24 protein-coding genes are annotated in these 23,570 nt (G+C 71.9%); 13 read left to right on the top strand and 11 right to left on the bottom strand.

Features of this window, described 5'->3' with window-relative positions; all coding sequences use genetic code 11:
- Positions 1 to 88 precede the first annotated feature (88 nt).
- From AC1MBW_RS07575 to AC1MBW_RS07565, 3 genes are all read left to right on the top strand, one after another.
- A complete protein-coding gene (locus AC1MBW_RS07575; RefSeq protein WP_480026019.1) occupies positions 89 to 289 on the top strand; it encodes a type II toxin-antitoxin system VapB family antitoxin in 201 nt (66 codons plus the stop codon).
- Positions 286 to 774: a PIN domain-containing protein gene (locus tag AC1MBW_RS07570; RefSeq protein ID WP_480026018.1), complete on the top strand. Its 489-nt coding sequence runs from the start codon at positions 286 to 288 to the stop codon at positions 772 to 774. The genes AC1MBW_RS07575 and AC1MBW_RS07570 overlap by 4 nt, the downstream gene beginning before the upstream one ends.
- A gap of 182 nt (positions 775 to 956) precedes the next feature.
- Positions 957 to 1,460, top strand: a complete 504-nt coding sequence (locus tag AC1MBW_RS07565; RefSeq protein WP_054144833.1) for a hypothetical protein — start codon at positions 957 to 959, stop codon at positions 1,458 to 1,460.
- Between the two features lie 70 nt (positions 1,461 to 1,530).
- Here AC1MBW_RS07565 and AC1MBW_RS07560 read toward each other — a convergent pair whose 3' ends face one another.
- The gene (locus AC1MBW_RS07560; protein WP_480026017.1) at positions 1,531 to 2,454 is read right to left on the bottom strand and encodes a helix-turn-helix transcriptional regulator; all 924 of its coding nucleotides are present in this window, start codon (positions 2,452 to 2,454) and stop codon (positions 1,531 to 1,533) included.
- A gap of 192 nt (positions 2,455 to 2,646) precedes the next feature.
- Between AC1MBW_RS07560 and AC1MBW_RS07555 the strand changes: the two genes are divergently transcribed.
- Positions 2,647 to 2,997, top strand: coding sequence for a hypothetical protein (locus AC1MBW_RS07555; protein WP_152970055.1), 351 nt, complete (start codon positions 2,647 to 2,649; stop codon positions 2,995 to 2,997).
- A 72-nt stretch (positions 2,998 to 3,069) separates the two neighbouring features.
- Here AC1MBW_RS07555 and AC1MBW_RS07550 read toward each other — a convergent pair whose 3' ends face one another.
- From AC1MBW_RS07550 to AC1MBW_RS07520, 7 genes are all read right to left on the bottom strand, one after another.
- Positions 3,070 to 3,384 (bottom strand): hypothetical protein, encoded by a 315-nt coding sequence (locus tag AC1MBW_RS07550; protein WP_480026016.1) that lies wholly within the window; start codon positions 3,382 to 3,384, stop codon positions 3,070 to 3,072.
- A gap of 227 nt (positions 3,385 to 3,611) precedes the next feature.
- Positions 3,612 to 4,385, bottom strand: a complete 774-nt coding sequence (locus AC1MBW_RS07545) for an NAD(P)-dependent oxidoreductase (RefSeq protein WP_054144829.1) — start codon at positions 4,383 to 4,385, stop codon at positions 3,612 to 3,614.
- A 36-nt stretch (positions 4,386 to 4,421) separates the two neighbouring features.
- Entirely contained in the window at positions 4,422 to 5,165 is a 744-nt protein-coding gene (locus AC1MBW_RS07540) for an IclR family transcriptional regulator (protein ID WP_480026015.1), read from the bottom strand.
- An 11-nt stretch (positions 5,166 to 5,176) separates the two neighbouring features.
- Positions 5,177 to 5,761 carry an RraA family protein gene (locus AC1MBW_RS07535; RefSeq protein ID WP_480026014.1) on the bottom strand — a complete coding sequence of 195 codons (585 nt, stop codon included), beginning with the start codon at positions 5,759 to 5,761 and terminating at the stop codon, positions 5,177 to 5,179.
- Between the two features lie 74 nt (positions 5,762 to 5,835).
- The gene (locus tag AC1MBW_RS07530; RefSeq protein ID WP_054144890.1) at positions 5,836 to 6,114 is read right to left on the bottom strand and encodes a hypothetical protein; all 279 of its coding nucleotides are present in this window, start codon (positions 6,112 to 6,114) and stop codon (positions 5,836 to 5,838) included.
- Positions 6,115 to 6,134: 20 nt separating this feature from the next.
- A complete protein-coding gene (locus AC1MBW_RS07525; RefSeq protein ID WP_480026013.1) occupies positions 6,135 to 7,481 on the bottom strand; it encodes a TRAP transporter large permease subunit in 1,347 nt (448 codons plus the stop codon).
- 158 nt (positions 7,482 to 7,639) lie between these two features.
- On the bottom strand, positions 7,640 to 8,686 hold the full coding sequence (locus AC1MBW_RS07520) for an NAD(P)-dependent alcohol dehydrogenase (protein ID WP_480026012.1): 1,047 nt from the start codon (positions 8,684 to 8,686) through the stop codon (positions 7,640 to 7,642).
- A gap of 328 nt (positions 8,687 to 9,014) precedes the next feature.
- Between AC1MBW_RS07520 and AC1MBW_RS07515 the strand changes: the two genes are divergently transcribed.
- The 3 genes from AC1MBW_RS07515 to AC1MBW_RS07505 all read left to right on the top strand — a co-directional run bounded on the left by AC1MBW_RS07515 (position 9,015) and on the right by AC1MBW_RS07505 (position 10,703).
- Positions 9,015 to 9,371 (top strand): VOC family protein, encoded by a 357-nt coding sequence (locus AC1MBW_RS07515; RefSeq protein WP_480026011.1) that lies wholly within the window; start codon positions 9,015 to 9,017, stop codon positions 9,369 to 9,371.
- 108 nt (positions 9,372 to 9,479) lie between these two features.
- The gene (locus AC1MBW_RS07510; RefSeq protein ID WP_480026010.1) at positions 9,480 to 10,019 is read left to right on the top strand and encodes a PadR family transcriptional regulator; all 540 of its coding nucleotides are present in this window, start codon (positions 9,480 to 9,482) and stop codon (positions 10,017 to 10,019) included.
- Between the two features lie 228 nt (positions 10,020 to 10,247).
- Positions 10,248 to 10,703, top strand: coding sequence for a hypothetical protein (locus AC1MBW_RS07505; protein ID WP_480026009.1), 456 nt, complete (start codon positions 10,248 to 10,250; stop codon positions 10,701 to 10,703).
- Positions 10,704 to 10,884: 181 nt separating this feature from the next.
- Here the strand turns inward: AC1MBW_RS07505 and AC1MBW_RS07500 are convergent, their stop codons facing one another.
- Positions 10,885 to 11,715: an oxidoreductase gene (locus AC1MBW_RS07500; RefSeq protein ID WP_480026008.1), complete on the bottom strand. Its 831-nt coding sequence runs from the start codon at positions 11,713 to 11,715 to the stop codon at positions 10,885 to 10,887.
- A gap of 164 nt (positions 11,716 to 11,879) precedes the next feature.
- On the opposite strand from AC1MBW_RS07500, the gene AC1MBW_RS07495 reads away from it, so the two are divergent.
- Positions 11,880 to 13,103: a glycoside hydrolase family 76 protein gene (locus AC1MBW_RS07495; protein WP_480026007.1), complete on the top strand. Its 1,224-nt coding sequence runs from the start codon at positions 11,880 to 11,882 to the stop codon at positions 13,101 to 13,103.
- A complete protein-coding gene (locus tag AC1MBW_RS07490; RefSeq protein WP_480026006.1) occupies positions 13,100 to 14,020 on the top strand; it encodes an ROK family protein in 921 nt (306 codons plus the stop codon). The genes AC1MBW_RS07495 and AC1MBW_RS07490 overlap by 4 nt, the downstream gene beginning before the upstream one ends.
- Before the next feature lie 60 nt (positions 14,021 to 14,080).
- On the opposite strand, the gene AC1MBW_RS07485 is transcribed toward AC1MBW_RS07490, so the two are convergent.
- Positions 14,081 to 15,856 carry a class I mannose-6-phosphate isomerase gene (locus tag AC1MBW_RS07485; RefSeq protein WP_480026005.1) on the bottom strand — a complete coding sequence of 592 codons (1,776 nt, stop codon included), beginning with the start codon at positions 15,854 to 15,856 and terminating at the stop codon, positions 14,081 to 14,083.
- Positions 15,857 to 15,968: 112 nt separating this feature from the next.
- The gene (locus AC1MBW_RS07480) at positions 15,969 to 16,955 is read right to left on the bottom strand and encodes a LacI family DNA-binding transcriptional regulator (RefSeq protein ID WP_480026004.1); all 987 of its coding nucleotides are present in this window, start codon (positions 16,953 to 16,955) and stop codon (positions 15,969 to 15,971) included.
- Positions 16,956 to 17,124: 169 nt separating this feature from the next.
- Between AC1MBW_RS07480 and AC1MBW_RS07475 the strand changes: the two genes are divergently transcribed.
- The 4 genes from AC1MBW_RS07475 to AC1MBW_RS07460 all read left to right on the top strand — a co-directional run bounded on the left by AC1MBW_RS07475 (position 17,125) and on the right by AC1MBW_RS07460 (position 23,455).
- Positions 17,125 to 18,429: an ABC transporter substrate-binding protein gene (locus tag AC1MBW_RS07475; RefSeq protein WP_480026003.1), complete on the top strand. Its 1,305-nt coding sequence runs from the start codon at positions 17,125 to 17,127 to the stop codon at positions 18,427 to 18,429.
- Positions 18,426 to 19,373, top strand: coding sequence for a carbohydrate ABC transporter permease (locus AC1MBW_RS07470; RefSeq protein ID WP_480026002.1), 948 nt, complete (start codon positions 18,426 to 18,428; stop codon positions 19,371 to 19,373). The genes AC1MBW_RS07475 and AC1MBW_RS07470 overlap by 4 nt, the downstream gene beginning before the upstream one ends.
- 9 nt (positions 19,374 to 19,382) lie before the next feature.
- Positions 19,383 to 20,201, top strand: coding sequence for a carbohydrate ABC transporter permease (locus AC1MBW_RS07465; protein WP_054144971.1), 819 nt, complete (start codon positions 19,383 to 19,385; stop codon positions 20,199 to 20,201).
- A gap of 137 nt (positions 20,202 to 20,338) precedes the next feature.
- Positions 20,339 to 23,455, top strand: a complete 3,117-nt coding sequence (locus AC1MBW_RS07460) for a glycoside hydrolase family 38 N-terminal domain-containing protein (protein ID WP_480026001.1) — start codon at positions 20,339 to 20,341, stop codon at positions 23,453 to 23,455.
- Positions 23,456 to 23,570: the final 115 nt, after the last annotated feature.

Raw genomic sequence — 23,570 nt, 5'->3', positions numbered from 1 at the left:
AGAGCGTCGTCGCATGATCGATGCGCCTGACACCGCGAGCATGAGCATATAGACTTGATGGATCGAGCATATGGAGGTTGCTGTGGCGATGACGAGCGTGGACGTGGACACCGAGCTGTTGGCAGCCGCCAAGGGCATCCTCGGCGTGAGGACGACGAAGGACGCCATCAACCAGGCACTCGGCGACATCGTGAAACGGCAGCTGCAGCTCGAGGCCTTGGCCACGTTGAGTGGGATCGAGGTCGACGTCGAGCCGCAGCGGGTGGCCCCGGGGACGACGGACGCGTGAGCAGCGGCCCTGCCGGGCTCCACCTCTCCGAGCCCGACGCGCCCCACGCGCCGATGCGGCGGCCTCGCTTCATCATCGACAACTCGGCGTGGCAGCGGGTCGCCACCGAACCGGTGGTCCGTGCAGCGTTCGAGGCGATCATCCGGACGACCGCGCCGGACGACATCCTCATCTGCCCGCCTGTCGCGGCCGAGTACGGCTTCAGCGCTCGCAGCCTCGAGGACCACTCCGCGATCGTCCTGACGCTGGCGAACGCCTTCTCGGACTGCCGAATGCATCCGGAGGTGCGAGACGTGGCGGCCATCCGATCCGCTCTCTTCGCCGCTCACATGGGCCGGGCAGCAGGCGCCGTCGACGTCCTCATCGCCGCCTACGCAGTCGTGAACCGGGCCACCGTCGTGCACTACGACCGGGATTTCACCCACATCGCCCGCGCCTACCCCGATCTCCGGCAGCGGTGGGTGGTGGCCGAGGGCAGCCTCTGAGCAGTTCGCCGATACTCCTGCGTCGGCACGTCAGGGCCCGACGTTGGTCACCCGACCAACGTCGACCCCGAACGCGTGCGTCGTGCCGTCGCCGGCCGCAGGATCGTTCTCGCAAGGCAGTTCCACTCGACAACACGAAGCACCGCAACTCGAACTCCTACGACAACGAAAGAGGACGAATCATGAGCAAGCTGAAGTCGAAGACCGCGACCCTCCTCGCCACCGCCGCCGTGAGCGGCATCGCCATCACCGGGCTGAGCGGTTTCGCCGCCGCCCCCGCGCAGGCCGAGACCACCGCGCCCGCCTCGCCCGAGTCGAGCACGGGCAGCCCGATCACGGGCAGCGTCACCCTCGACCCGGTGGCGATCGTCGGGGCGATCAGCGCCGCCGTCAACGACCAGGGCGACCGCGAGGGAGCGGTCAAGGCCGCCCTCGACGTGGGCTACTACAACGCGGGCAACCCCGAGCGCCTGACCGTCGCCGTGGTCAACAAGAACCAGGACATCACGGTCGAGGGCGCCATCGCCGACGCCCAGCCCATCGACATCAAGGGCGGCAGCTACGTCATCTACTGGTTCGACGGTCCCGGCAAGGTCACCAACAACGGTGACGGCGGCTACCTGAACTGGGGCGTGTTCGGCAACAACGTCAAGACGGACAACGTCATCAGCGTCAACGGCGGCTGACCCCTCCACGGCACCGCGAGCCCGCCCCGACGTCCCCACCGGACGCCGGGGCGGGTTCCCGTGTGCGCGATCAGGCCGGCGGCAGTTCAGGAGGCGCGGGTCGGGTCGGTGCCTCGACCGCCCGCGGTCCGCCCCGTCGTCGGTCGCGTCGCACGACGCGTGACCGGATGACGCCCTTGACGAACGCGACCGAGACGAGCGCCGTGCGGTTCGGGGCGCGCCAGGTCCGCATGAGGCGCGCGAGGTGCCAGGCCACGGCCTGACGGCTGTACGCCGTCTCACGGGCGATCTCCGCGTTCGACAGCCCGTAGGCGGTCAGCGTGAGCATCTGCCGTTCGACGTCGTCGAGGTCGGGGGCGTCGGCCACGAGGTCGAGCGCGACGTCGGACCCCGGGGCCGCAGGGGGTGGCTGGGCGCCGCCCGCGCCTCCTGGTCCCCCGACCGGCGGGGTGGCGACGAGACGGGGCCGGTGCCGCGCCCACTCCTCGGCCCAGCAGGTGCCCAGTTCGTGGGCGACCTGCGCGGCGCGGGCCATCGCGAGGACGAGCGTCCCGGCCTGCCCGCCGGACGCCGAGTGCATGACGAGCGAGAAGATGCGCAGGGCCGGCAGGGCGCCGCGCAGGACGACGGCCAGGTCGACGTCGGGGCAGGTCGCGCTGCGGCGGGCGACGGCGCGCAGCTCGTCGAGGCACGCGGCCGACACCGGACGACCGTGTTCGACCGCGGCGAGCGCCGGAGCGAGCACGATGGGCACGATCTCGGCGTACCGGTCGCGCAACCACGACCGGCCGGACGGGCCGACGTCCTCGAGCGAGCAGTCGAGCAACAGCTCTCGGAACTCGTCCTGGCGGGCGTCGAGTCGCAACCCGAGGGGCTGGCCCGCACGCATGACCGCCGCCGGGCGGGGTGCGTGGGCCTCACCCTGCTCGGTCAACGTCTCACCCCCGGTCGCGGCGCCGGCGCCGTGGCCGGGTCGGTCCCGCGTGGCGGGCACGCCCCCGAGCCTAGGAGCGCCGGCGTCGCAGCACAGTCGGCGTGCTGGCCGACGCCGGTGTCCCCCGGCGCCCCCGTTGTCGCGGGGCCGTGGGGCCGGCGGGCCGCCGGGCCGCGGGGCCGACCGGACGGTGCGGACACAGGCGCGGCGGGTTAGCCTCGACGGCATCCCTGCCCCGCGACGGAGGTCCGCATGCGAATGGACGACGGCACGCCGGACGAACCGGTGAGCCCACCCGACGACGACCTCGAGACCTGGTCGGACGAGGCCCACCGTGAACTCGAGCTGCTGGTCGCCCGTGACCGCGAGGTCGAGCTGGCCCGGCGGCACGAGGCCGAGCGCATCGCCCGGCTCGACCGCGCCGCGCGCCTCGAGCAGGACCGTCGCCGCCGCGAGGCCGAGCTACCACCCGAGCTGCGCGACGCCGACGACGAGCCCTACGACGGCGGCCCGCGACGACGACTCGTCATGGGGTCGTCGAAGGTGCTCGCGGCGGTGGCCCTTCTGGCGGCGGTCGCCGTCGCGGTGACCGGGTTCCTGTAGGCCGACCCGCGCCTCCTGGGCTCATGCGTCCATGAACCCGGTTTCGAACGATGCACCCGAAAGCTTCTGGGTTCATGGTTCGAAACCGGGTTCATGGGTGGCCGACGGCCCGGGCGACGCCCGTCGGACGGCGAGCAGGGCGATGCCGACGACGGCCGTCACCGAGAGCTGCTCGCCGAGCAGCAGGACGGCGAGGCCGGCGCTGACGGCGGGGCCCGTGCCGCAGGCCGTGGCGTAGACGGTGGAGAGGGCACCGGCCGCGTAGCCGCGCTGCAGGACGGTCATGTAGACGACGTGCAGCACGGCCGAGACACCGGCCCCGACTGCAAGTCCGCCGGCGCTCGCGCCGAGGCCGCCGGTGAACGGAACGATCGGCAGCCAGAGCACGGCGCTGGCGACGGCGCCCGACCGTGGCGCCGCTCGGACCAGTCGGATCGTGGGACCCCGGAACCCTAGGCGCTGTCGTGGCGAGCGTAGGGGCGGCAGGTGTCCGGCGGGTGAACCAGGGTCGGCGGCGAAGAACCCGGTTCCGAACGATGCACCCGGAAGCTTCGGGGTTCATCGTTCGGAACCGGGTTCGAGGGCGACAGCGGGGGCGGCCTCCGGGCGCGGACTCAGGCTGCGTCGTCACCCGCGAGCCGACGCAGCACGCGGCCCGAGGCCGCGGACATCTCGGCCTCGACGCCGAGGGTCGCGAGGTGCTCGACGACGGAGTCCATCTCGTGGGCGCGTCGCACCGCGTGCTTGCGGCTGCCGGCGACGTAGCGCTCGATCTTCGCGTCGGCGTCGCCCGAGAGCTGGGCCGCGATCTGGGCGTGCACCCACTCCTCGCAGCCGGCGGCCCGACCCGCCTCGAGGGCCTCGACCACCGTCGTCGCGAGGCTCTTCATCATCACGCTGCGCAGCAGCTTGCGCGAGGTCGCCTCGCCCGCGGGGCCGTCGACCGTCTCGACGTCGGCTCCGAGCGACCGCAGGAAGCTCGCGACGTCCGACGCGGCCGACCCGCTGACCATCGTCTCGGTCGCCGCCCCCTTGCTCGGCACCGGCCCGAGCACGGCGACGTCGGCGAAACGCCCGCCCGCGGCCTCGACGACCGTGCCGACCTCCCGCATGACCTCCGGGGAGGCGGTGGTGAAGTCGGCCCAGATCGCCCCGTCCGAGAGGTGGGGCGCTTCCGCCGTCGCGATGCGGCCGCTCAGCGACGCCCCCGTGAGCACGACGACGAGCTCGGACGCCGCCACGACCTCGGCGGCCGTCTCGAGTCGGCGGACGCCGTCCGGCGTGGTGGGTGCCGCGGGGTCGAACCCCGTGACGTCGTGACCGGCGGCCGCCGTGGCCTCCGCGTAGATGTGCCCGGCTTCGCCGAGGCCGATGAATCCGACTCGCATGGTGTTCCTCTCGCCGCGAGTCTGGCGACCCGCGTGTCAGCGCCCGATCGCCTGCGCGGCCCGGCGGAGTTCAGGGGCCCGATCGACGAGCTCCTGTCGTGTGTTGAGTTCTGCCGGCCCCGAGGCCGACACCGAGGCCACGACGTCGCCGTCGGGCCCGAAGACCGGGACGCTGACCGCGGCCACGTCCCGGTCGCGTTCGGCGATCGAGACGTGGAAACCGTCGGCGCGGATGACCTCGAGCGACCGGCGGAGGTCGTCCGCCGAGACCGGCGTGCCGTTCGCGTCCCGCAGCTCGGCGGACGAGGCGACCAGCGCCTCCTGCTCGTCCGGTGGCATGTGCGCCAGGATCGTGCGTCCCGCCCCGACCGTCAGCGGCAACCGGCGGCCGATCGGCAACTGGTAGCGCAACGGGTCGGCACCGTCGACGCGCGAGCTGAGCACACGCTCGTCGCCGGACCGCACGTAGAGCGACGAGGTCAGACCCGTCGTGACCGACAGCTGCTGCAGGTGCGGTCGCGTCCGGTTGCTGAGCGGATCGCTCACGATGAACGCGTGCGCCATGCCGAGGGCGGCGACGCCGAGGCGGTAGTCGCCCCCGACGTGCTGCACGAGGCCCCGCCGCTGCAGCACCCCCACGATGCGCAGCACCGTCGCGGTGCTCAGGCCGCTGCCCCTGCTGAGGTCGACCAACCGCATCGGCCCCTGGGCCCTCTCGAGCAGTTCGAGGACGTCGAGTGCACGTTCGACGCTGCGGACGGTGGGCTGGGGGTCTGCCATGCCGACCATTCTCACCCGGACACGATGCGCCTCCGGGTCTCGGTCTCGTCGGCGTGCTTCGCCTCGGCTCGCGCGAGCACGGCGTCGGCCTCGTCGGCGGGCACCACGGCGACGCCGTCCGAGTCGCCGAGCACGAGGTCGCCGGGGTGCACGACGACCCCGCCGATCGCCACGGGACGGCCGAGGCGGAAGGGTCCGTTGCGATAGGGACCGGCCGGGGAGGCGCCGGCCGCGAAGGCGGGGAAGCGCAGCTCCTCGAGGTCGTCGACGTCGCGGACGGCCCCGTCGACCACCATGCCGACGCAGCCGGCCTTGCGCAGCCGCTCGGCGATCAGCTCGCCGATGAGCGCGCGGTCGGTGACGCCGTGGCCGTTGACGACCAGCACCTGGCCGGGCCGGAGCTGCCCGATCGCCTCGTGGATGCCGGCGTTGTCGCCCCCGGCCACCTCCACCGTGAAGGCCGGGCCGGCGACGCGGGCGCCGCGCCAGACGGCACGGATCGACGAGTCGACGACGCCGAGGCGGTCCATGGCGTCGCCGACGTTGGCGACGGGCAGCGCCGCGAAGCGGTCGAGCGGTGTGCGGGGGTCGGTCACGGGGTCTCCGATGGTCGTGGTGGCGGTGGGTGACGGGGTCGGGGCGGACGGGCCGGACCCGCCGGCCGGGGCGGTCATCCCTCGCTCGGCTTCCAGCCGTGGGCGTAGGACAGCAGCAGGGTCCAGATGCCGAGGACGGCGGCGATGCCGAACGCGACGGGGCTGAGGACGGCCTCGGCGGCCGTGACGAGGTCGGCGTCGAGTCCGATCACGCCCACCAGCTGGGTGAGGACGAACACGGTGCCGACGATCAACATCGAGACCAGCAGGACGACGAACACCGTCGTCATGACGCCGATCAGTCGGCGTCGGGCCGGGCCGTGCTGCGGTTCGGGGGTGGCTTTGTCGGTCATGGGGTCTTCTCCGTTCCGGGTCAGTGGGGCACGGGCAGCCAGCCCGGCCCGATCAGGGCGGCGATCAGCAGGATCGGCAGGACGTACAGGACGATCAGCGGCACGAACGTCTTGACCGGGTTGACCCCGGCGATGCCCGTGGCGATGTAGATGGCCGACGCACCGGGAGGTGATGCGCCCTCGGTCGACGCCGCGACGAGCACGACGCAGGCCGCGAGGATCGGGTCGACCCCGGCGACGACGAGCACGCTGAAGCCGATGCCGCCGATGGTCGCGATGGTCGCCGTCGAGCTGAGCGGACCGGCCACGAGGACCACGAGCACGGCGACGACGATCGACATGACGAGCGGCGAGGCGTCGAATCCGTTCAGCACCGCCGAGAGCTGGTCGGCGAGGCCGAGTTCGGTCAGCACGGCACCACCGGCGAAGGCGAAGACGAGGGTGGCGCCGATGTCGCGGTAGCGCGGGGCCGTCTTGGCGACGAAGTCGTACCAGGCCGCCCCCGTGCGCGGCAGCTTCTTGCGGCCGAGGACGAGCGCGAAGAGCAGCAACAGGACGGGGATCCACACCACGATGCTGACGGTGTCCATGACGTCCTCGCCGAGGGCGCTGATCAGGGCCTCGCCGGTCGGGCCGAGGGTGACCAGCACGGGGATGACGATGCCGAGGAACAGCAGGAACGACGTCCAGCCCCGGGCGAAGGCCTGCACGAAGGGCATGATGTCCGAGCGGTCGACCCGGCCGATCTTGTGACGTCGCACGAAGATGAAGACGACGATCAACCGCCAGAGCACGCACCAACCGGCGGCTGCGAACATGGCGGGCAACAGGGCGTCGACCGAGACGAGCGGAGCGACCGTGGCCGTGCCGATCAGGATGAAGAACGAGGCGCTCGGCGGGATGACCGTGCCGTTGCCCGCGTTGCCGGCGATCAGGGTGGCGGCGACGTGCGGCGGCCACTGCGAGCGCTTCATCCACGGGATGGCGACGGTGCCCATGGTCGCGGCGTTGGCCGAGCCCGAGTGCGCGACCGAGCCGAAGAGGGCCGAGCCGACGGTGGCGACGTACCCCGCGCCTCCTCGGAACCGACCGAGCAGCGAGTTGAGGATGTCGACCTGACGGTCGATCACCCCGGTCGCCGCCAGCAGGAAGCCGATGAAGGTGAACGCCAGGGCGGCGAAGACGATCTCCTGGCTGAAGGCGGCCTGCAGGCCGACGAGCAGCAGGTCGAGGACGTCGGGTCCGCCGAAGGCGCACACGACGAGGAATCCGACGACCATCGCCTCGCCGATGCCCCGTTTCAGCGGGACGCTCCAGACGACGATGGTGCCGATGTAGGCGATGAGGGCCCAGACGGCCAAACCCATGATGACTCGCTCTCCGTTGAGGGTCAGAAGTTCACTAGATGCACTCGAAGTGCGTTCCGTGAACCGTACGGGGTGTTCAGGCCGTCGTCAAGAACCCCCGCTCACGACGAACGCCCCCGCACACTCGGTGCGGGGGCGTCCGGCGGAACGGGGTCGGATCAGGCGAAGGTCGCCGCGTCGATCACGAAGCGGTAGCGCACGTCCGACTTCAGGACGCGCTCGTAGGCCTCGTTGATCTGGTCGGCGTCGATCAGCTCGGTCTCGGGCACGATGCCGTGCTCGGCGCAGAAGTCGAGCATCTCCTGCGTCTCGCGGATGCCGCCGATGGCCGAACCGGCCCAGCTGCGACGGGCGGGGATCAGGGCGAACGCGGGCACCTCGAGCGGCTCGGACGGGGCACCGACGTTGACGAGCGTGCCGTCGACGGCGAGCAGGCCGAGGTAGGAGCCCATGTCGACCTTCGCCGACACGGTGTTGATGATCAGGTCGAACGAGTTCGCCAGGTCGGTGAAGGTCTGCTCGTCGCTGGTCGCGTAGTGCGCCTTGGCACCGAAGCGCAGCGAGTCCTCTTTCTTCGAGGTGGTCTGCGACAGCACGGTGACGTCGGCGCCGAGTGCGGCGGCGATCTTCACGCCCATGTGGCCGAGGCCGCCCATGCCGACGATGGCGACCTTGGTGCCCTCGGTGACGCCCCAGTGGTGCAGCGGCGAGTACAGCGTGATGCCGGCGCAGAGCAGCGGGGCGACCTTGTCGTAGTCGAGCGACTCGGGCACGCGCAGCACGAAGTCCTCGGTGACGACGACGGCCTGCGAGTAGCCACCCTGGGTGACGGTGCCGTCGGCCGGGTCGACGCTCGTGTAGGTGCCGGTGTTGCCCTTGGCGCAGTACTGCTCGTCGCCTCGCTTGCAGTACTCGCACTCGCCGCACGAGTTGACCATGCAGCCGACGCCGACGCGGTCGCCGACCTTGTGCTTGGTGACCTCGGAGCCGACCTCCGAGACGGTGCCGACGATCTCGTGACCGACGACCTGCGGGTACTGGATCTCGCCCCACTCGCCGCGGACGGTGTGGATGTCGCTGTGGCAGATGCCGGCGTAGGCGATGTCGATCATGACGTCCTTCGGGCCGACGTCGCGGCGCTCGATGGTCGTCTTGACGAGGGGCTCGGTGGCGGACGGGGCCGCGTAGGCGTTGACGGTGCGCATGGGTCTCCTGAGGGTGGGTTCGGTTCGGGGACGAGGGGCTGGGCGGAACACGGTGCTCGACGACGGGCTCCTCGTCTTCGACGTTACGCCCCCGGGACGACCGTGGGAGGCCCTGCCAGTGCCCCCGAGGCGACGGCCCGCAGGAGGCGCGGTGCGCGTCCGACCGGAACCGCGCCTCCTGCGGGTGGTCCGGTCGACCGCCGGCGACCGTGGGACACGCCTCCGGGTGGGAAAGTGCCCTGACTCGTGGCACGACTCGGAGGCCGGGCGGCGTACCAAGGAGCCAGCCGCAGCACCGGGTGGTCCGGTGCCGGACGAAGGAGTCGACATGGCAAGCGGAGTGGCAACAGTGTGGGTGCCCGTGACCGACATGGGGCGGGCGACGGCGTTCTACCGTGAAGCGCTCGGCCTCACGGTGAAGAGCGAGAGCGACGACTGGACCGAGATCGACGCGAACGGCCTGATGATCGGCCTGAACGGGCGTGAACAGGCCGCGGCGTCGAGTGAAGGTGGCGCGGTCATCACGTTCCAGCCCGACGGCACCCTCGAGGACGCGTTGGCCGACCTGCAGTCGCGCAGCGCCGACGTGACCGGCACGATCAGCGAGCACCCGTGGGGCCGCATCCTGCCCTTCAAGGACACCGAGGGCAACGACCTGCAGTTCTACACGCCCCCGACCGACTGACGTCGGGGCCTGCAGGAGGCGCGGTGCCGGTCGGACCGGCACCGCGCCTCCTGCGTCCGGTCGCGTCGTGCGGAGGCCGACCGGCCGGACACGCACCATGATGTGGGGATGGTCACCGAGATCCTCATCCTGAGCAACCTGCTCGCCGGGCCGCAGCACGGGTACGACATCAAGCGGAACGTGCGTCGCCCGGGCCTCGGCGTGGTCAACAACAACGCCGTCTACACCGCCCTGAAGCGCCTGCACGAGCGGGGCTCGCTCGACCGCCGCACCGAGGAGACCACCGGCCGGCCCAACCGTCACGTCTTCTCGCTGACCGACGCCGGCCGCGAGCTGCTGCTCGAGCAGATCGCCGACTTCCCCGTCTCCCGAGGCGCCGACGACGAGGAGTTCTACGTCCGGTTCGCCCTGCTGTACCTGGTCGACGAGGCGACGCGGGCGGCCGTCTTCGCCACGCGCGTCCAGGCCCTCGAGGAGCGCATGGCGACGGCACAGGCGTACCTCGACGCCGCCGAGGCCGACGGGACGCGCTTCCCGGTGCAGTCCGTGGCGATGTTCCGGCACCTGCTCGACCTGCTGGTCACCGAGCGGGCGTGGGTCCGGGAGTACGCCCGCAATGGCGAGGTCGGGGCGCCGCGTCACCCGTAGTGGGGTGTCATCCATCTCCTCATTCCATTGAGGACTAGTACCCGTTGGACTAGCTTGATCCCGAAGCGAAGCCACGCTTCAGCGGAGCGCGAGCTCCGACGCACCGCGTCACCGCGTGGCGTGGAGTCGTCGTCACCTCAGGTCGGGGAGGACGTCGGCTCCGACCCCCTCGCCCACGTCGGGTGCTGGCGAGGGGGAGCCCCGTGGTGGACCGTCGGAGGGGGCACCGTGACCACTGCATCGTCGCTCTTCATCGTCCGCTGCCCTGCCTGCGGGGACTCCACGAGGGTCGTGCCGAATCCGTTCGTCGGCATCGGGCTCGCGGTGCACGAGGACGTCCGGGCGTGCACGTCGTGCGTCTGGGCGGCACCGCGGGGGTCGACCCGCGTCCGGGGCGAGGGGCGGGGCGAGGCGCGGGGCGTGGCGGGTGTCGGGGTGGGCACGCGCGACGAGGTCGCCGCCGGCACGGAGAGGCCCGGGCGACGAGGCGCCGTCGGGTCGTTCGTGGCGAGGGTGCGGCTGGTCCGGGCAGCGGTGGCCGCGGGGGTCGCGGCCGCTGCGGGGGTGGCAGCCTCGGCCGGGGCGGCGGGGGCCGGGGCGGCGGGGGCTGCGGTGGCGGGGGCCGCCGCGACCGCCGCTCCGTCCCTGCCGGGGCCCGTCGGCTCGGGGCCGGCCGCCGGCTGAGACCGCAGGCCGCCCGGGGCCGGCGAGCGGGCCACCTGCAGGAGGCGCGGTGCCGCCTGAACCGTCACCGCGCCTCCTGCAGGTGGTCGCGTTGCGCGTCGCACCACCTTTTGAACGTCGCACCGCCGAAGTCCACGGTGCGATGCTCAGTCGGCGGTGCGACACGAGCCCCGCCGGAGCCTCAGGCGTCGAAGTCGGTCGCGCGGCTGCGGTCGGCCCACGCGTCGACGTCGCCCCGGAGGTCGTCGAGCGCGCCCGTGACGATCTCGACGGCGTCCGAGCCGAGCAGCAGCAGGTACGGCGCCCGGCCCGACTCGACCGCGTCGACCAGCAGGCGCGCGCCGGCGGCGGGGTCGCCGGGCTGGGTGCCGTCCGAGGTGTCGGCCTCGATGCGGCGCTTGCCGGCCGTCTCGGCGTAGTCGGCGATGGGCGTGGCGGACTGCGTGAGCGAGCGGCCCGAGAAGTCGGTGCGGAACGAGCCCGGCTCGACGACCGTCGCCGTGATTCCGAGCGGGGCGAGCTCGGTGCGCAGGGCCATGGTCATCTGCTCGAGGGCGGCCTTGACGGCGCCGTAGTAGCCCGAGCCGGGACCGGTGCGGCGGGCGCCGATGGACGACAGGTTCACGATCGTGCCGCTACGGCGGGAGCGCATGCCGGGCAGCACGGCCTTGATGGTGCGCACGCTGCCGTGGAAGTGCGTGTCGAACAGGCGCGCCACGTCGGCGTCGTCGCCCTCCTCGACGGCGGAGCGGTAGCCGTAGCCGGCGTTGTTCACGAGCACGTCGACGCCGCCGAACCGCTCGGTGGCGAGGCCGACGGCGGCGGTCACCTGGTCGGCGTCGGTGACGTCGAGCGCGGTGGCGACGGCGTGGTCGGGGTGGGCGTCGGCGATGCCCTGCACGGTGGAGGCGTCGCGCGCGGTGACGACGACGTCGTGCCCGCGGGCCAGCGCCTCCTCGGCGAAGGCGCGCCCCAGCCCCGTGGAGCATCCGGTGATCAACCAGGTCGACATGTGGTCTCTTCTCTCTCGTGCGTCGCGGGCGCCGACGCGCCGCCGCCCTCAAGACAACCAAGGAGGCGCGGTGCCCGTCAGGTGCCCGCGGTCCGGCCCTGGACAACGACCGCGGGGCTGCGTATGGTAACGATACCAACCACCCCTCGAAGGCAGGATCGTCAATGGTGTCCACTCTGCATTCCCCGACGCGCCGAGGTGCTCTCGGAGCATTCGTCGCCCTCTCGCTCGTGACCGGCCTGACCGTCGCCGGGCACCCCGCCGGGGCCGAGGCCGCCTCGACCTCCCCCGATCCCGTCTGGCAGTCCCGCGCCTCGATCTCGTACGACGCCCTGCAGGACCACCTCTACACGGGCGCCGCGGGCCACGGCCTCTACCGCGAGAACACGAACACGGCCGAGGGCAACCCCTGGTCGTTCCTCTGGGAGTACCGCGAGGCGACCCAGGCCGCCCTCGACCTGCAGGGCCTGCCGGGCGTCGGCCCGGCCTACGCGAACTCCGCCCGGGCACGGGTCGACGGTCTCGAGAACTACTTCGCCGTCGCGCCCGGTGGGCGCCCCGGCTACCAGTCGTACCTGCCCGCCCCGCTCGGCACGGGCGGCGACGTCTACTACGACGACAACGGCGTGGTGGGCCTGTCGTTCCTCAGCCAGTTCCACGCGACGGGCGACCCGCAGTACCTCGACCGGGCCCGCGCCGCGTTCACCATCGCCTCGCGGGGCTGGAACGCCGACCCGACGCTCGCCTGCCCCGGTGGGGTCGACTGGATCGACACCGCCGACAACACGACGCGCGGCGCGAACGTGACGGGCCTCGCCGCCCAGCTCGCGGCCCACCTCTACGAGGAGACCGGCGAGAACGCCTACCTGCGCTTCAGCACGCAGGCCTACGACTGGAACGAGTCGTGCCTGAAGCAGTCCCCCGGGCTCTACCGGAACAGCCGGCACGACGACGGCACGGTCGACCCGACGCTGTGGACGTACAACTCGGGTGCGATGATCGCCACGGCGACGATCCTGTACCGCGCGACGGACGACCCGACGTGGCTGACCAAGGCCACCGACGACGCCCGCGGCTCGCTCGCCTACTGGGGTGCCGAAGGCCGTCTGCAACAGCAGCCCGCCATCTTCAACTCGTTCTACTTCAAGGACCTCTTGCTCCTCGACTCCGTGCAGCACGACCCCGCCTATCGCGCGACCATCCAGGAGTACGCCGACGCCACCTGGCGGGACAACCGTGACCCCGCCACCGGGCTGTTCCACTTCCAACCGAGCGGCGGCGGCGACTACCTGCCCGAACGCCCTGCGGCCACGCTCGACCAGTCCGCCATGGTGCAGATCTTCGCGGCGCTCGGCTGGTCGTCCGACCGCCTGGGCCAGATCAGTTGAGCAGCGATCAACGGACGGTGGCCCCCGTCGGCGTCGTGGACGTCGGCGGGGGCCACGTCACGGCCGCAGTCGTCATCGACGGTCGGCTCACCGATGAACACCGGGCCACCCTCGACCCGCACGCGGCCCGCGACGTGTTGCTCACCCGGCTCACCGAACCCGCCTCGGACGCGGCCCGCGCCTCCGTGTCGGCCGGTCGCCCCGCGCCGACGCGGTGGGTCGTGGCGCTGCCCGGCCCCTTCGACTACGACGCCGGCCGCGGCAGCTTCGACGGCGTCGACAAGTTCGCCGCCCTGTCCGGCGTCGACCTGCGCGCCTCGTTCGCGGAGGCGCTGGGCACGTCCCCGGCGTCGGTCGGGTTCGTCAACGACGCCGTCGCGTACGCCGTGGGCGAGTGGTCGTCCGGCGCCGGTGTCGGCGCCGGCCGCTTGATCTGCGTGACGCTCGGGACGGGGGTCGGCTCGGCCTTCCTCGTGGAGGGTCGGCCCGTGACCGACGGTGCCGGAGTGCCCCAGGACGGGAACGTGCACACACTCACCGTCGACGGCCGCCCTCTCGAGGAGACGGTCTCGACCCCGGCGCTCCGCACCGGGTACCGGCGACGGACCGGCGACGACCGTACCGTCGAGCAGATCTGTGACCTCGCCAGAGCCGGCGACCCCGTGGCGAGCGACATCGTGACGGCGACCTTCACGGCCCTGGGCGACGCCCTGCGGCCGTGCGTCGACGGGTTCGGGGCCGAGGCCGTCGTCGTGGGCGGTGGCGTCTCACGCTCGTGGGATGTGATCGGCGCGCCCCTCAGGGCAGGCCTCGGGCAGGGCGTCCCCGGCTCGGCCAGGGGGCGCACCGTCGCCCCCGGCACGCTCGGCGACCACGCACCCCTGCTCGGCGCGGCCAGCTGGGCCGACCAGAACTGACCCGGCCGGGCCGACCCGGCCAGGCCGACCGGCCCAGCCGAGCCCGCCCCGCCGGGCCGCTCACTCGTCCCTGGCCGTGCCCCGCACCGATGCCTTGACGGTCCCCAGCCGCTGCCCGACGCCGCGCCCGTGCGGGCGGACGGTGTACGGCCCGACGGCCGCCGGCACGATGAACGTCTCGGCGTAGTGGACCACGAAGGGCTCGAACGCCCCGGTCGGACTCTCGACGACGGCCTCCGCCCCCTCGACGAGGTTGAGCACGTTGACGGTGCCCCGGGTGTCGTGCGGCACGACGTCGTCGAACCAGTGCCGACGCACCTCGATGAACTCGAGTTCGTGCAGCCCCGTGCGCTCTTCCACCCAGCCGTCGCCGCGCGCGACCTCGGTCACCTGGTCGACCAGTTCGTCGCGGGCGAACCGCTCGTCACGGTCCCACTGGATGTTGGCGAGGGCGTGATCGAGGTGGACCGGCCGCGGCACACCGTCGAGGCCCAAGCGTCCCCAGTCCCACATCTTGAAGGTGAAGATGTACGGCGTCGCCGAGATCTCGAGCACCATCGAGTCGGAGCCCGAGCAGTGGACCGTGCCGGCCGGGATCAGGAAGTGGTCGTGCTTCGCGGCCGGGAAGGCGGCGACGTATCGTTCGGCGTCGAACGGCTCCCCGCCGTCGGCCGCGGTGCGCAGCGCCGACTCCATCTCGCCGCGGTCGACGCCCTCGCGCAGCCCGAGGTAGACGACCGCGTCGTCCGCCGCGTCGAGCAGATAGTAGCTCTCGTCCTGCGTGTACGGCATGCCGAAGACGTTCTGCATGTAGTCGGTCAACGGGTGGACCTGCAGCGACAGGTTTCCGCCGTCCATCGTGTCGAGGAAGTCGAAGCGGATCGGGAACTCGGCCCCGAACCGCGCGTGGGTCCGAGCACCGAGCAGCTCGCGCGGGTGGCGGAACACCAGGTCGAGGGCGGGCAGCTCGACGACCGTGCCGTCGACGGAGAGCAGCAGGCTGTTCTCCTCGGGCACGCAGTCGAAGCACCAGGCGTAGTTGCTCTCGTCGCCGACCTCGAGGACCGTCTTCATCCACTGCCCGCCCCAGACCCCGGGATCGAAGAAGGGGACGACCCGGAACGGTCGGCGCGAGGCGATCTCGAGGCCCGCGAAGAAGGTCCGCGCCTCGACGAGCTTGGCACCGGCCATCGAGTCGTTCGCGTCGAGCACGAAGTCGAGCCGGTCGAAGAGCGCGCGCTTGTGCCGGTCGGCCGTCCGCCACTCGACGAAGTACCCGCGCTTGACCTTGCGCAGTTGGTCCTCGTCGCCGTTGTCGGCCCGCCAGTTGGGCGCCCCGGCACGCTGTCGTCGCTGGATCTCCCACCGCGCGAGGTCGGCGAGCACGACCACGTCGACGTCGACCGGGACGAGGGCGGCACCCCAGCCGTAGAGCACCACCGGCCCGTCGGCACGCCGGACCTCGTCCGCCACGGCGGCGAGACGGTCCGCGTCGTAGAACTCGTCGAGCGTGTGGTGACTGAGCACCCCGAAGACGCGGTCGTCGGTGAGGTCGCGCGCGATGAGCGCGTCGATCTCGTCGCTCGTGCGGGCCGCGGCCTCCTCGACGTCGATCAAGGAGGCGCGGGGCGCGACCGCCTGCAGCTCGCGACGGAGCGCCTCGAGGTCGCTGCCGGGGTAGGTGTCGACGGCCAGCACGACGCCCGGCCCGAGCAGGTCGGCGAGGCGGCCCCAGGCGTCGGGGCCCGTCCAGGCGCGGTGCCCCTCGGGCAGCTCGATGACGGGGGTCTTGTCGTAGGCGCCGGGGACGACGCCGGCGGGGACGGAGGTGGTCATGCTCGCCTGCTTTCGTTGATAACGTTACCAACACTAACGGACGGCCCGGACGGCAGCAACGGCGAGCACTCGGTGGGCCCGGTCGAGGGCCGCCCGAACCGGCCAGGCGGTCTCAGTGGTGGACGATGTGCACCGGCAGCTCGACGAGCTGCGGAGGTTCACCCTCGGCCGATCCGTCGAGGCGCGCCAGCAGCATCCGCGCCGACGCGCGGCCCAGCTCGACGGGGTCGTGGTCGATCACCGACAGCGGGACGGGTGCCATGTCGGCGAAGTCGAACGAGTCGAAGGCGAACAGTCGCGGCACCGCCGCCCCCTGCGAGCCCGATGCCCGCTGCGACAGGGCTCGCAGCACCCCCACGCTGATGCGGTTGTTCGCGGCGAAGATCGCCGTGGGCGGGTCGTCGGTCGCGAGGAGGTCACGCGTCACCGCCTCGGACGCCGAGGCTTCTTGCAACCCGAAGACGACGAGGTCGTCGTCGACGGACAGCCCGCGCTGCTCGAGGGCAGCCCGGAAGCCGGCCAGACGACGACGCCCGGTCGAGACCGTCTCTTTGTTGCCCAGGAACGCGATGCGTCGGTGCCCCTCGTCCAGCATCTGGGAGACCGCCTGCCGAGCCCCCTCGACGTCGTCGATCAGGACGGCGTCGGCCTGGACGCCGTCGACGGTCCGCGAGGCGAGGACGAGCGGGACGCCGGCGAGCCGCTCGGGCAGGAAGCGGTCGGCGTCCCCGCCGACGGGGACGACGACGAGGCCCTCGACCTGGCGCCCGAGGAAGTCGGACAGCAGCTGGCGCTCGAGGTCGGCGTCCTCGTTGGTCGTGCCGACGAGGATGCGGCGCCCCGTCGCGGCGACGACCTGCTCGATCCCCTGGACCACACCGGCGTAGTAGGGGTTGGCGATGTTCGTGATCATGACGCCCACGAGACCCGAGCGGTGCCCGGGCCGCAGGCTGCGGGCGTTCTCGTTGCGGTGGTAGCCGACCTCGGCGACGACCCGCTCGACGTGTTCACGCAGGGCGGGTCGGACGTTCTTGCCCCCGGAGAGCACCCGCGAGACGGTCATCGGGCTGACGCCGGCGACCCGCGCGATGTCTTTCACCGTGACGGCGGCCCCTCGGCCCGTACCCGTCGGACCGGTGTCGGCCGACCGTGATCCTGCCCCTGCCGCCATCCCCCCAGATATACAGGCCCACCTCCGCTTGTCAAACCTGGAGGACTGTGGCACGGTGTTGGTAACGTTATCAATTCAACGACGAACGGAAACGACCATGGCCCACCCGATCCCCGGCGGCCCCACGGTGACCCGGCGCACGGCACTCGCCCTGGGTGGCGTGGGGCTGCTGACCGCGACCCTGGCGGCCTGTGCCCGCGGCACGGACACGCGTCCGTCCGCCCCCGGCACGGTCACGCTGAACAGCGACAACCCCACCTGGGGTCCCGGCTACGACGCGGCGTCCGACGTGCTGGCGGCGCGCATCGGCTACCGCATCACCTCGCGCTCGATCGCCAGCGTGGCGAACTACAACCAGGTCATCCGCATGACGGCTCAGACGAACAGCACGACCGACCTGATCAAGTGGACGAACGGCTACCGCCTGCAAGACATCGCCCGGGCCGACATCCTGACCGACCTGAACGAGGTGTGGGACGACGCCATCGGTCGCGGGTGGGTCGACCCGGCCCAGCGTGACTCGTTCACGTACGAGGGCAAGGCCTACGGCGTTCCGCTCTACAAGAGCTACTACGCCGTCTTCTACAGCAAGCGCGCCTTCGCCGAGAACGGCATCGACGTCCCCACGACCTTCGACGACCTGATGGGCGCCGCCCAGACCCTGAAGGACGCCGGCATCACCCCGTTCCTGGCTCCGGGCGCGACCACGTGGGAGTCCGAGATCTGGTTCATGCAGCTGCTGGCCTCGATCGACCCCGCTTACTACGCGGCCGTGACGACGAACGAGGCGAGCTACGTCGACGACCCGGCCCGCGAGGCCATGGACCTCTGGTCGACCATGTACGCCGACGGGTTCTTCTCCGCCCCCGACGTCACGTCGAACGACCTGCCCGGCCTGGTGTCCGAGGGCCGCTTCGGCATGATGCTCTACGGCACCTGGTTCGCGAACACCCTGCTGGCCTCCGGTCTGACCGACGACGACATCGGGTTCTTCCGGGTTCCTCCCCGCACCTCGTCGACGGCTCCGGCGGTCATCGTCGAGAGCGGCTCCCTCTCGGTGCCCGTCAAGGCCCACCGACGCGACGCGGCCGTCGACGTCGCGCGCAACTGGCTGTCGACCGACGTGCAAGAGGCCTGGGTCGGATTCCTGGGCGACACCAGCCCCAACCCCGCGGCCCTGCCGAAGTCCGACCTCGTGAAAGTCCTGGCCGCCGACATCGCCGCGAGCAAGCCGACCGAGCTCATCCGCTACTGGGAGGCCTCACCGACGCCCCTGGTCGAGGGCAACGTGCAAGACCTGGGGTCGTTCATGGTGACCCCGAGCACGCAGCACGGCGAGTCGACCCTCCGGTCGATGGAGGCCCGGGCCCGCACCGAGTGGAAGATCTGGGACGCCGCATGACCCTCACCCAGCCCCCGGTCCCCCGAGAAGCCGCGGCTCCGTCGGGCGACCCGACCCGCGCCTCCGTCGTCGTCCCGCATCGTCCCGGCCGGGCGCCGCTCGCCGGCGCGGCCTTCCTCGCGCCGGCGGTCGCGCTCGTCGTGCTGCTGCTCGTGGTGCCGTTCGCGTTCACCATCTACCGCAGCTTCTTCGACGACAACGGCTTCACCCGCACCTGGGTGGGGCTCGACAACTACACGGCCATGTTCGCCGACCCGGCGTTCGGCCAGTCGGTGCTGAACACGTTCTTCTGGGTCGTCGGCACGCTGGTGCTGCCCGTGGGCCTCGGCCTCGCGATCGCCGTGGGCACGTGGAAGCTCAAGCTGGGCGCCGTCGCCCGTTTCGCGGTGATCCTGCCGTACGCGATCTCGGGGTCCGCCACCGCGGTGGTGTGGACCTTCATGCTCTCGACCGACGGCGGTCTCGACACGCTGCTGCGCCTCCTCGGGCTCGATCCCCTGGTGTCGCAGTGGCTGCTGCAGTGGCCGCTGAACACCGTGATGATGATCGTCGCGACGACCTGGCAGGCGACGGGCGCGTGCGTCATCCTCTTCCTCGTCGGCCTGCAGTCGATCCCGCCGAACACGCTCGAGGCCGCCCAGCTCGACGGCGCCTCGGGCTGGCGACTCTTCTGGGCCGTGACCTTCCCCCAGCTGCGGCCCATGACGATCGTCGTCGTCGGCATCTCGATCGTCGGCAGCCTCAAGGTCTTCGACCAGGTGCTGCTGCTGACCAACGGCGGGCCCGGCACGGCGTCCGAGACGCTCGCGCTGACCATGTACCGCGAGACCTTCACCCTGTCGCGCTACGGCTCGGGGGCCGCGGTGGCGGTCTTCCTCACCGTCGTGGTCGTCGTCGCGTCGTACGCCTACCTGCGTCGCCAACTGCGGCCGGCGAAAGACTAGGAGCCCCCGATGACCAAGACCTCCCGCCGCGTGCTCGCCGTCGTCCTGACGGTCACGTCACTGATCTGGCTGATCCCCTCGTGGCTGCTCGTCGTGAACGCCTTCACGCTGAGCAGCGAGTACTCGGGCACCCCCTCGTGGTGGCCGACCTCGTTCTCTCTGATCACCAACATCCGGACGGCGTTCGAGAACGCGAACGTCGGCCAGGGCATGCTCAACAGCCTGCTGTACTCGGTCGTCGGGGCCGGGGCCGCCGTGTTCATCGCCTCGCTGGCCTCGTTCGCGGTGACGATCATGCCGCTCAAGCGCCCGACGCTGTGGTTCTGGGTCATCTACGTCGGCACGATCCTGCCGCTGCAGGCGTTCCTCTCTCCCCTGTTCACCGGCTACGCCGCGGCGTCGCTGTTCGACACGCAGTACGGCATGCTGCTCGTCTACGTCGCCCTCACGATCCCGTTCGCGTTCTTCGTCGTGCGGGGCCACATGACGGGCCTGCCGAACGAGGTGCGCGAGGCGGCGTCGCTCGACGGCGCCGGCTGGGCGCGCATGTTCTTCCAGGTGCACCTGCCCCTGTCGACGAGTGCATTGATGGCGGCGTTCGTCTTCCAGTTCACCTGGATCTGGAACGACCTGCTCTTCGGCCTGACCCTGTCGTCGAGCTCGAACATCCGGCCCGTCATGGCGACCCTCGCCGACCTCACCGGCAACTACTCGACCTACGGCCCGCCGGTCGCGCTGGCCGGCGCCCTGGTCGCCTCGCTGCCGACGATCATCGTGTTCTTCTCGTTCCAGCGCTTCTTCGCCCGCGGGTTGAACCCGACCGCGTGAGGCCGACCGCGTGACGCCGACCGACTGAACCCCACCGTCCGACGCGCACCGCGCCTCCCCCACGTCACCGCCCGTCCCCCTCGCACCACGTCCCCCGCACCACCGTCCCTCGCACCACCGTCTGGAGAACCACCCCGATGACCGAAGCCGCCCTCGTCTCCGCTCAGCCCTGGTCCCACCTCGAGGCCCGCGCCGGCCTGCTCGACCGGGCCACCGCCGTGACGGCCACCGTCGGCGGGGCGCGCGTGCGCGTCGTGCCCGAGCCGCTGAAGACCACCGTCGACGGCGTCCCCACGCAGAGCCTGCGCCTCCTCGTCGACGACGACGCCACGCTGGCGGCACTCGACCGCGTCTCGATCACGGGGGCCGACGGGGTGGAGCTGGTCGTCGGTCGACCGGCGGCTCCCGACGACCTGTCGGTGCGCCTCCTGGTCCGAGAGGTCGACGCCCCGACCGAGGTGCAGGTGCACCTGCCCGGCCTCGGGGCGGACGTCATCGCGGTCACGCTCGAGCCTCAGCGCGACTGGCACGTCCACGTCGTCCACCACTCGCACTTCGACTTCGGCTACACCGACCCCCAGACGAACGTCATCTCGTCGCAGCGGTCGTACCTCGACTCGGTCGTCGAGCTCGCCGCGGCGACCGACGACTGGCCCGACGCCGCCCGGTTCCGCTGGAACGTCGAGGCGCTCTGGGCCTTCGCCGACTGGGAGCGCCACCGCCCCGCCGCGGCCGTCGCGGAGTTCGTGCGCCTCGTCAAGGAGGGGCGGGTCGGCCTGAGCGCGCTGCCCTACAACCTGCACACGGACACCTGCTCGACCGAAGAACTGCACCAGCTGCTGCGCGAGGCGCGGCGCATCCGCGACGAGCACGGCATCGACTTCACGACCGCGATGCAGACCGACGTGCCCGGGCAGGTCGCGGGCCTGCCCGACGCCCTGCAGGAGGTCGGGGTCAAGTACCTCGCGGTGGCGCACAACTGGGCCGGCCGGTCGATGCCGCACACGAACGGTGCCCTCGACCTGCCGCGGATGTTCCGGTGGCGCACCCCCGCCGGCGGCTCGGTGATCGTCTGGATGACCGACAGCCCCCACGGCCTCGCCTACATGGAGGGCCCGATGGTGGGCCTCACCGAGGACTACGAGGTCGCCGAGACGTACCTGCCGGCCTACCTCACGGCGCTCGCCACCCGCGGCTACCCGTTCCCGCCCGGGGTCTTCGGTGCCCACGGCGAAGAGGCCGAGGGGCGGCCCGGCTACCCGTGGGACGTCCTGCACCTGCGCACCCAGGGGTTCATGGGCGACAACGGGCCGGCCCGCCTGCACCTGGCCGAGACCGTGCGCCGCTGGAACGAGACCTGGACGTCGCCGCAGCTGCGGGTCTCGACGAACGAGGACTTCTTCGCCGAGGCCGAGGCGCGACACGGCGACGAGCTCGTCACGGTCGAGGGCGACTGGGGCGACTGGTGGGTCGAGGGAGTCGGCTCCGGCGCGGTGCCGCTGGCCCTGACCCGGGAGGCGCAGGCGTCGGTCAGCGACGCGCAGTCCTTCTCGCAGGCGGCCGCGTGGCTCGGCGGCTCGGCCGTGCCGACCGAGCGGGCGGACGCCGACCACGTCTACGACGCCGTCTCGATGTTCAACGAGCACACCTGGGGGGCGAGCAACTCGTGGACCCACGGTGACGAGGGGTACGACTCCGGCGAGCGCCAGTGGCAGTGGAAGGTGGGCCAGGGCATCGCCGCGCACCAGCGCAGCCGCGACCTCGAGGAACACGCGCTCGTCTACCTCGCCGAGGCCGTGCGGGCGGCCGACGGCGCCCTCACGAGCATCGTCGTGGCGAACGCCTCGGGCGCGACGAGGACGGGGGCCGTGCGGTTCCTGCTCAAGGAGTCCACGGTGCCGTTCGATGCCTCGATCGGCCTGCGCGACGGTCGCAGCGGCGACGACCTGCCCCACGTCGAGGACGCCCAGTCCAACAGCCTGCACCGCGAGTCGGGTCGGTGGGTCACGGCGCAGGTGCGGGACGTCCCGGCCTGGGGCTTCGTCCGGCTCGACGTCGTGGCGACCGCGTCGGCGCCGGTCGAGCCCGTCGTGCACCCGGCTCTGACGACGTCGGCCGCCGAGCTCTTCACCCTCGAGAACGAGTACCTGCGGGTGCGGGTCGACCCCCGGACGTCGGCGATCAGCTCGCTGGTCGAGCTCGCCACCGGGCGCGAGCTCGTCGACGCGGGTGCCCCGACCGGCTTCAACGCGTACGTCTACGACGAGTACGGGTCGTCGGGTGCGGGGGTGAACCACCTCGCCAACAAGCTGTGGAGCTCGGACCGGCTCGAGCTGCTCGCGTCCCGGTCGACCGGTGGGCCGGCGGTGCTGGTCGAGCGGGTGACGGACGCCGTCGAGGAGCGGCTGGTCTTCTCGTTCTCCGCGCCCGGTGTGGACGAGGTCCGCGTGACGCTCCGTCTGCGCCACGGCGAGCCGCGCCTCCTGATCGCGAACCGGCTGACGAAGCCGGTGACCCGCACGAAGGAGAGCGCGTTCTTCGCGTTCCCGTTCGCGGCCGCCGAGCCGACGGTGCGCTACGAGGTGTCCGGCGGCGTGACGGGTTCCGGGCTCACGCACGTGCCCGGCGCCCCGCAGCACATGAGGGCGATCCGCAACTGGGTGACCGTCGAGGACCGGCAGGAGGCGGTGGCGTGGGTCACGAAGGACGCTCCGCTCGTCATGCCGGGCACGATCAGCCTGCCCTACGCGCCGTTCCCGGCGAGCACGAGCCCGGTGGGCGCGGCGACGGTCTACTCGTGGGTGCACAACAACGTCTGGGACACGAACTTCCCGATCGAGCAGGGCTTCGACGCGACCTTCGAGTACGCGGTCGGCGTCCGTGCCCGACCGGGCCAGGCCGTCGAGGCCGTCGCCCTGGCGACCACCGCGGACCTCGTCCGGCCGCTGACGACGGTGCCGGCCGGCACGTCGGGGGTCGAGGAGCGCGCCTCGATCGAGCTGCTCACCCTCGACGACGACCGGGTGCGGCTCGTCGCGGTCGTGTCCGACGGCGAGGCCTCGTCGCTGGTGCAGCTGCAGTCGATCACCGACGAGGCCACGACGGTCACGCTCGGGTTCGCTGTCGACGTCGCGTCGGTCGAGCGCACGACCTTCCTCGGCGACACGATCGGGCCGCTCGAGCTGCAGGGCTCGACGGTCGCGGTGGAGCTGCGGCCGTACGAGTCGGTCGGCGTCCGCGTGCGACGCGGGTGAGCCGAGGAGGCGCGGTGGCCGTCGGACCGGCACCGCGCCTCCTGACCGGGCCGGCCGCTCGCGGCCCGTTCTGGGGCCTCGTGCCGCGACGTCGTGCGACGTAGCGTTCAGGGGT

Source organism: Frigoribacterium sp. AP1, assembly GCF_056680555.1.
This window is presented reverse-complemented; position numbering and strand designations above follow the sequence as displayed.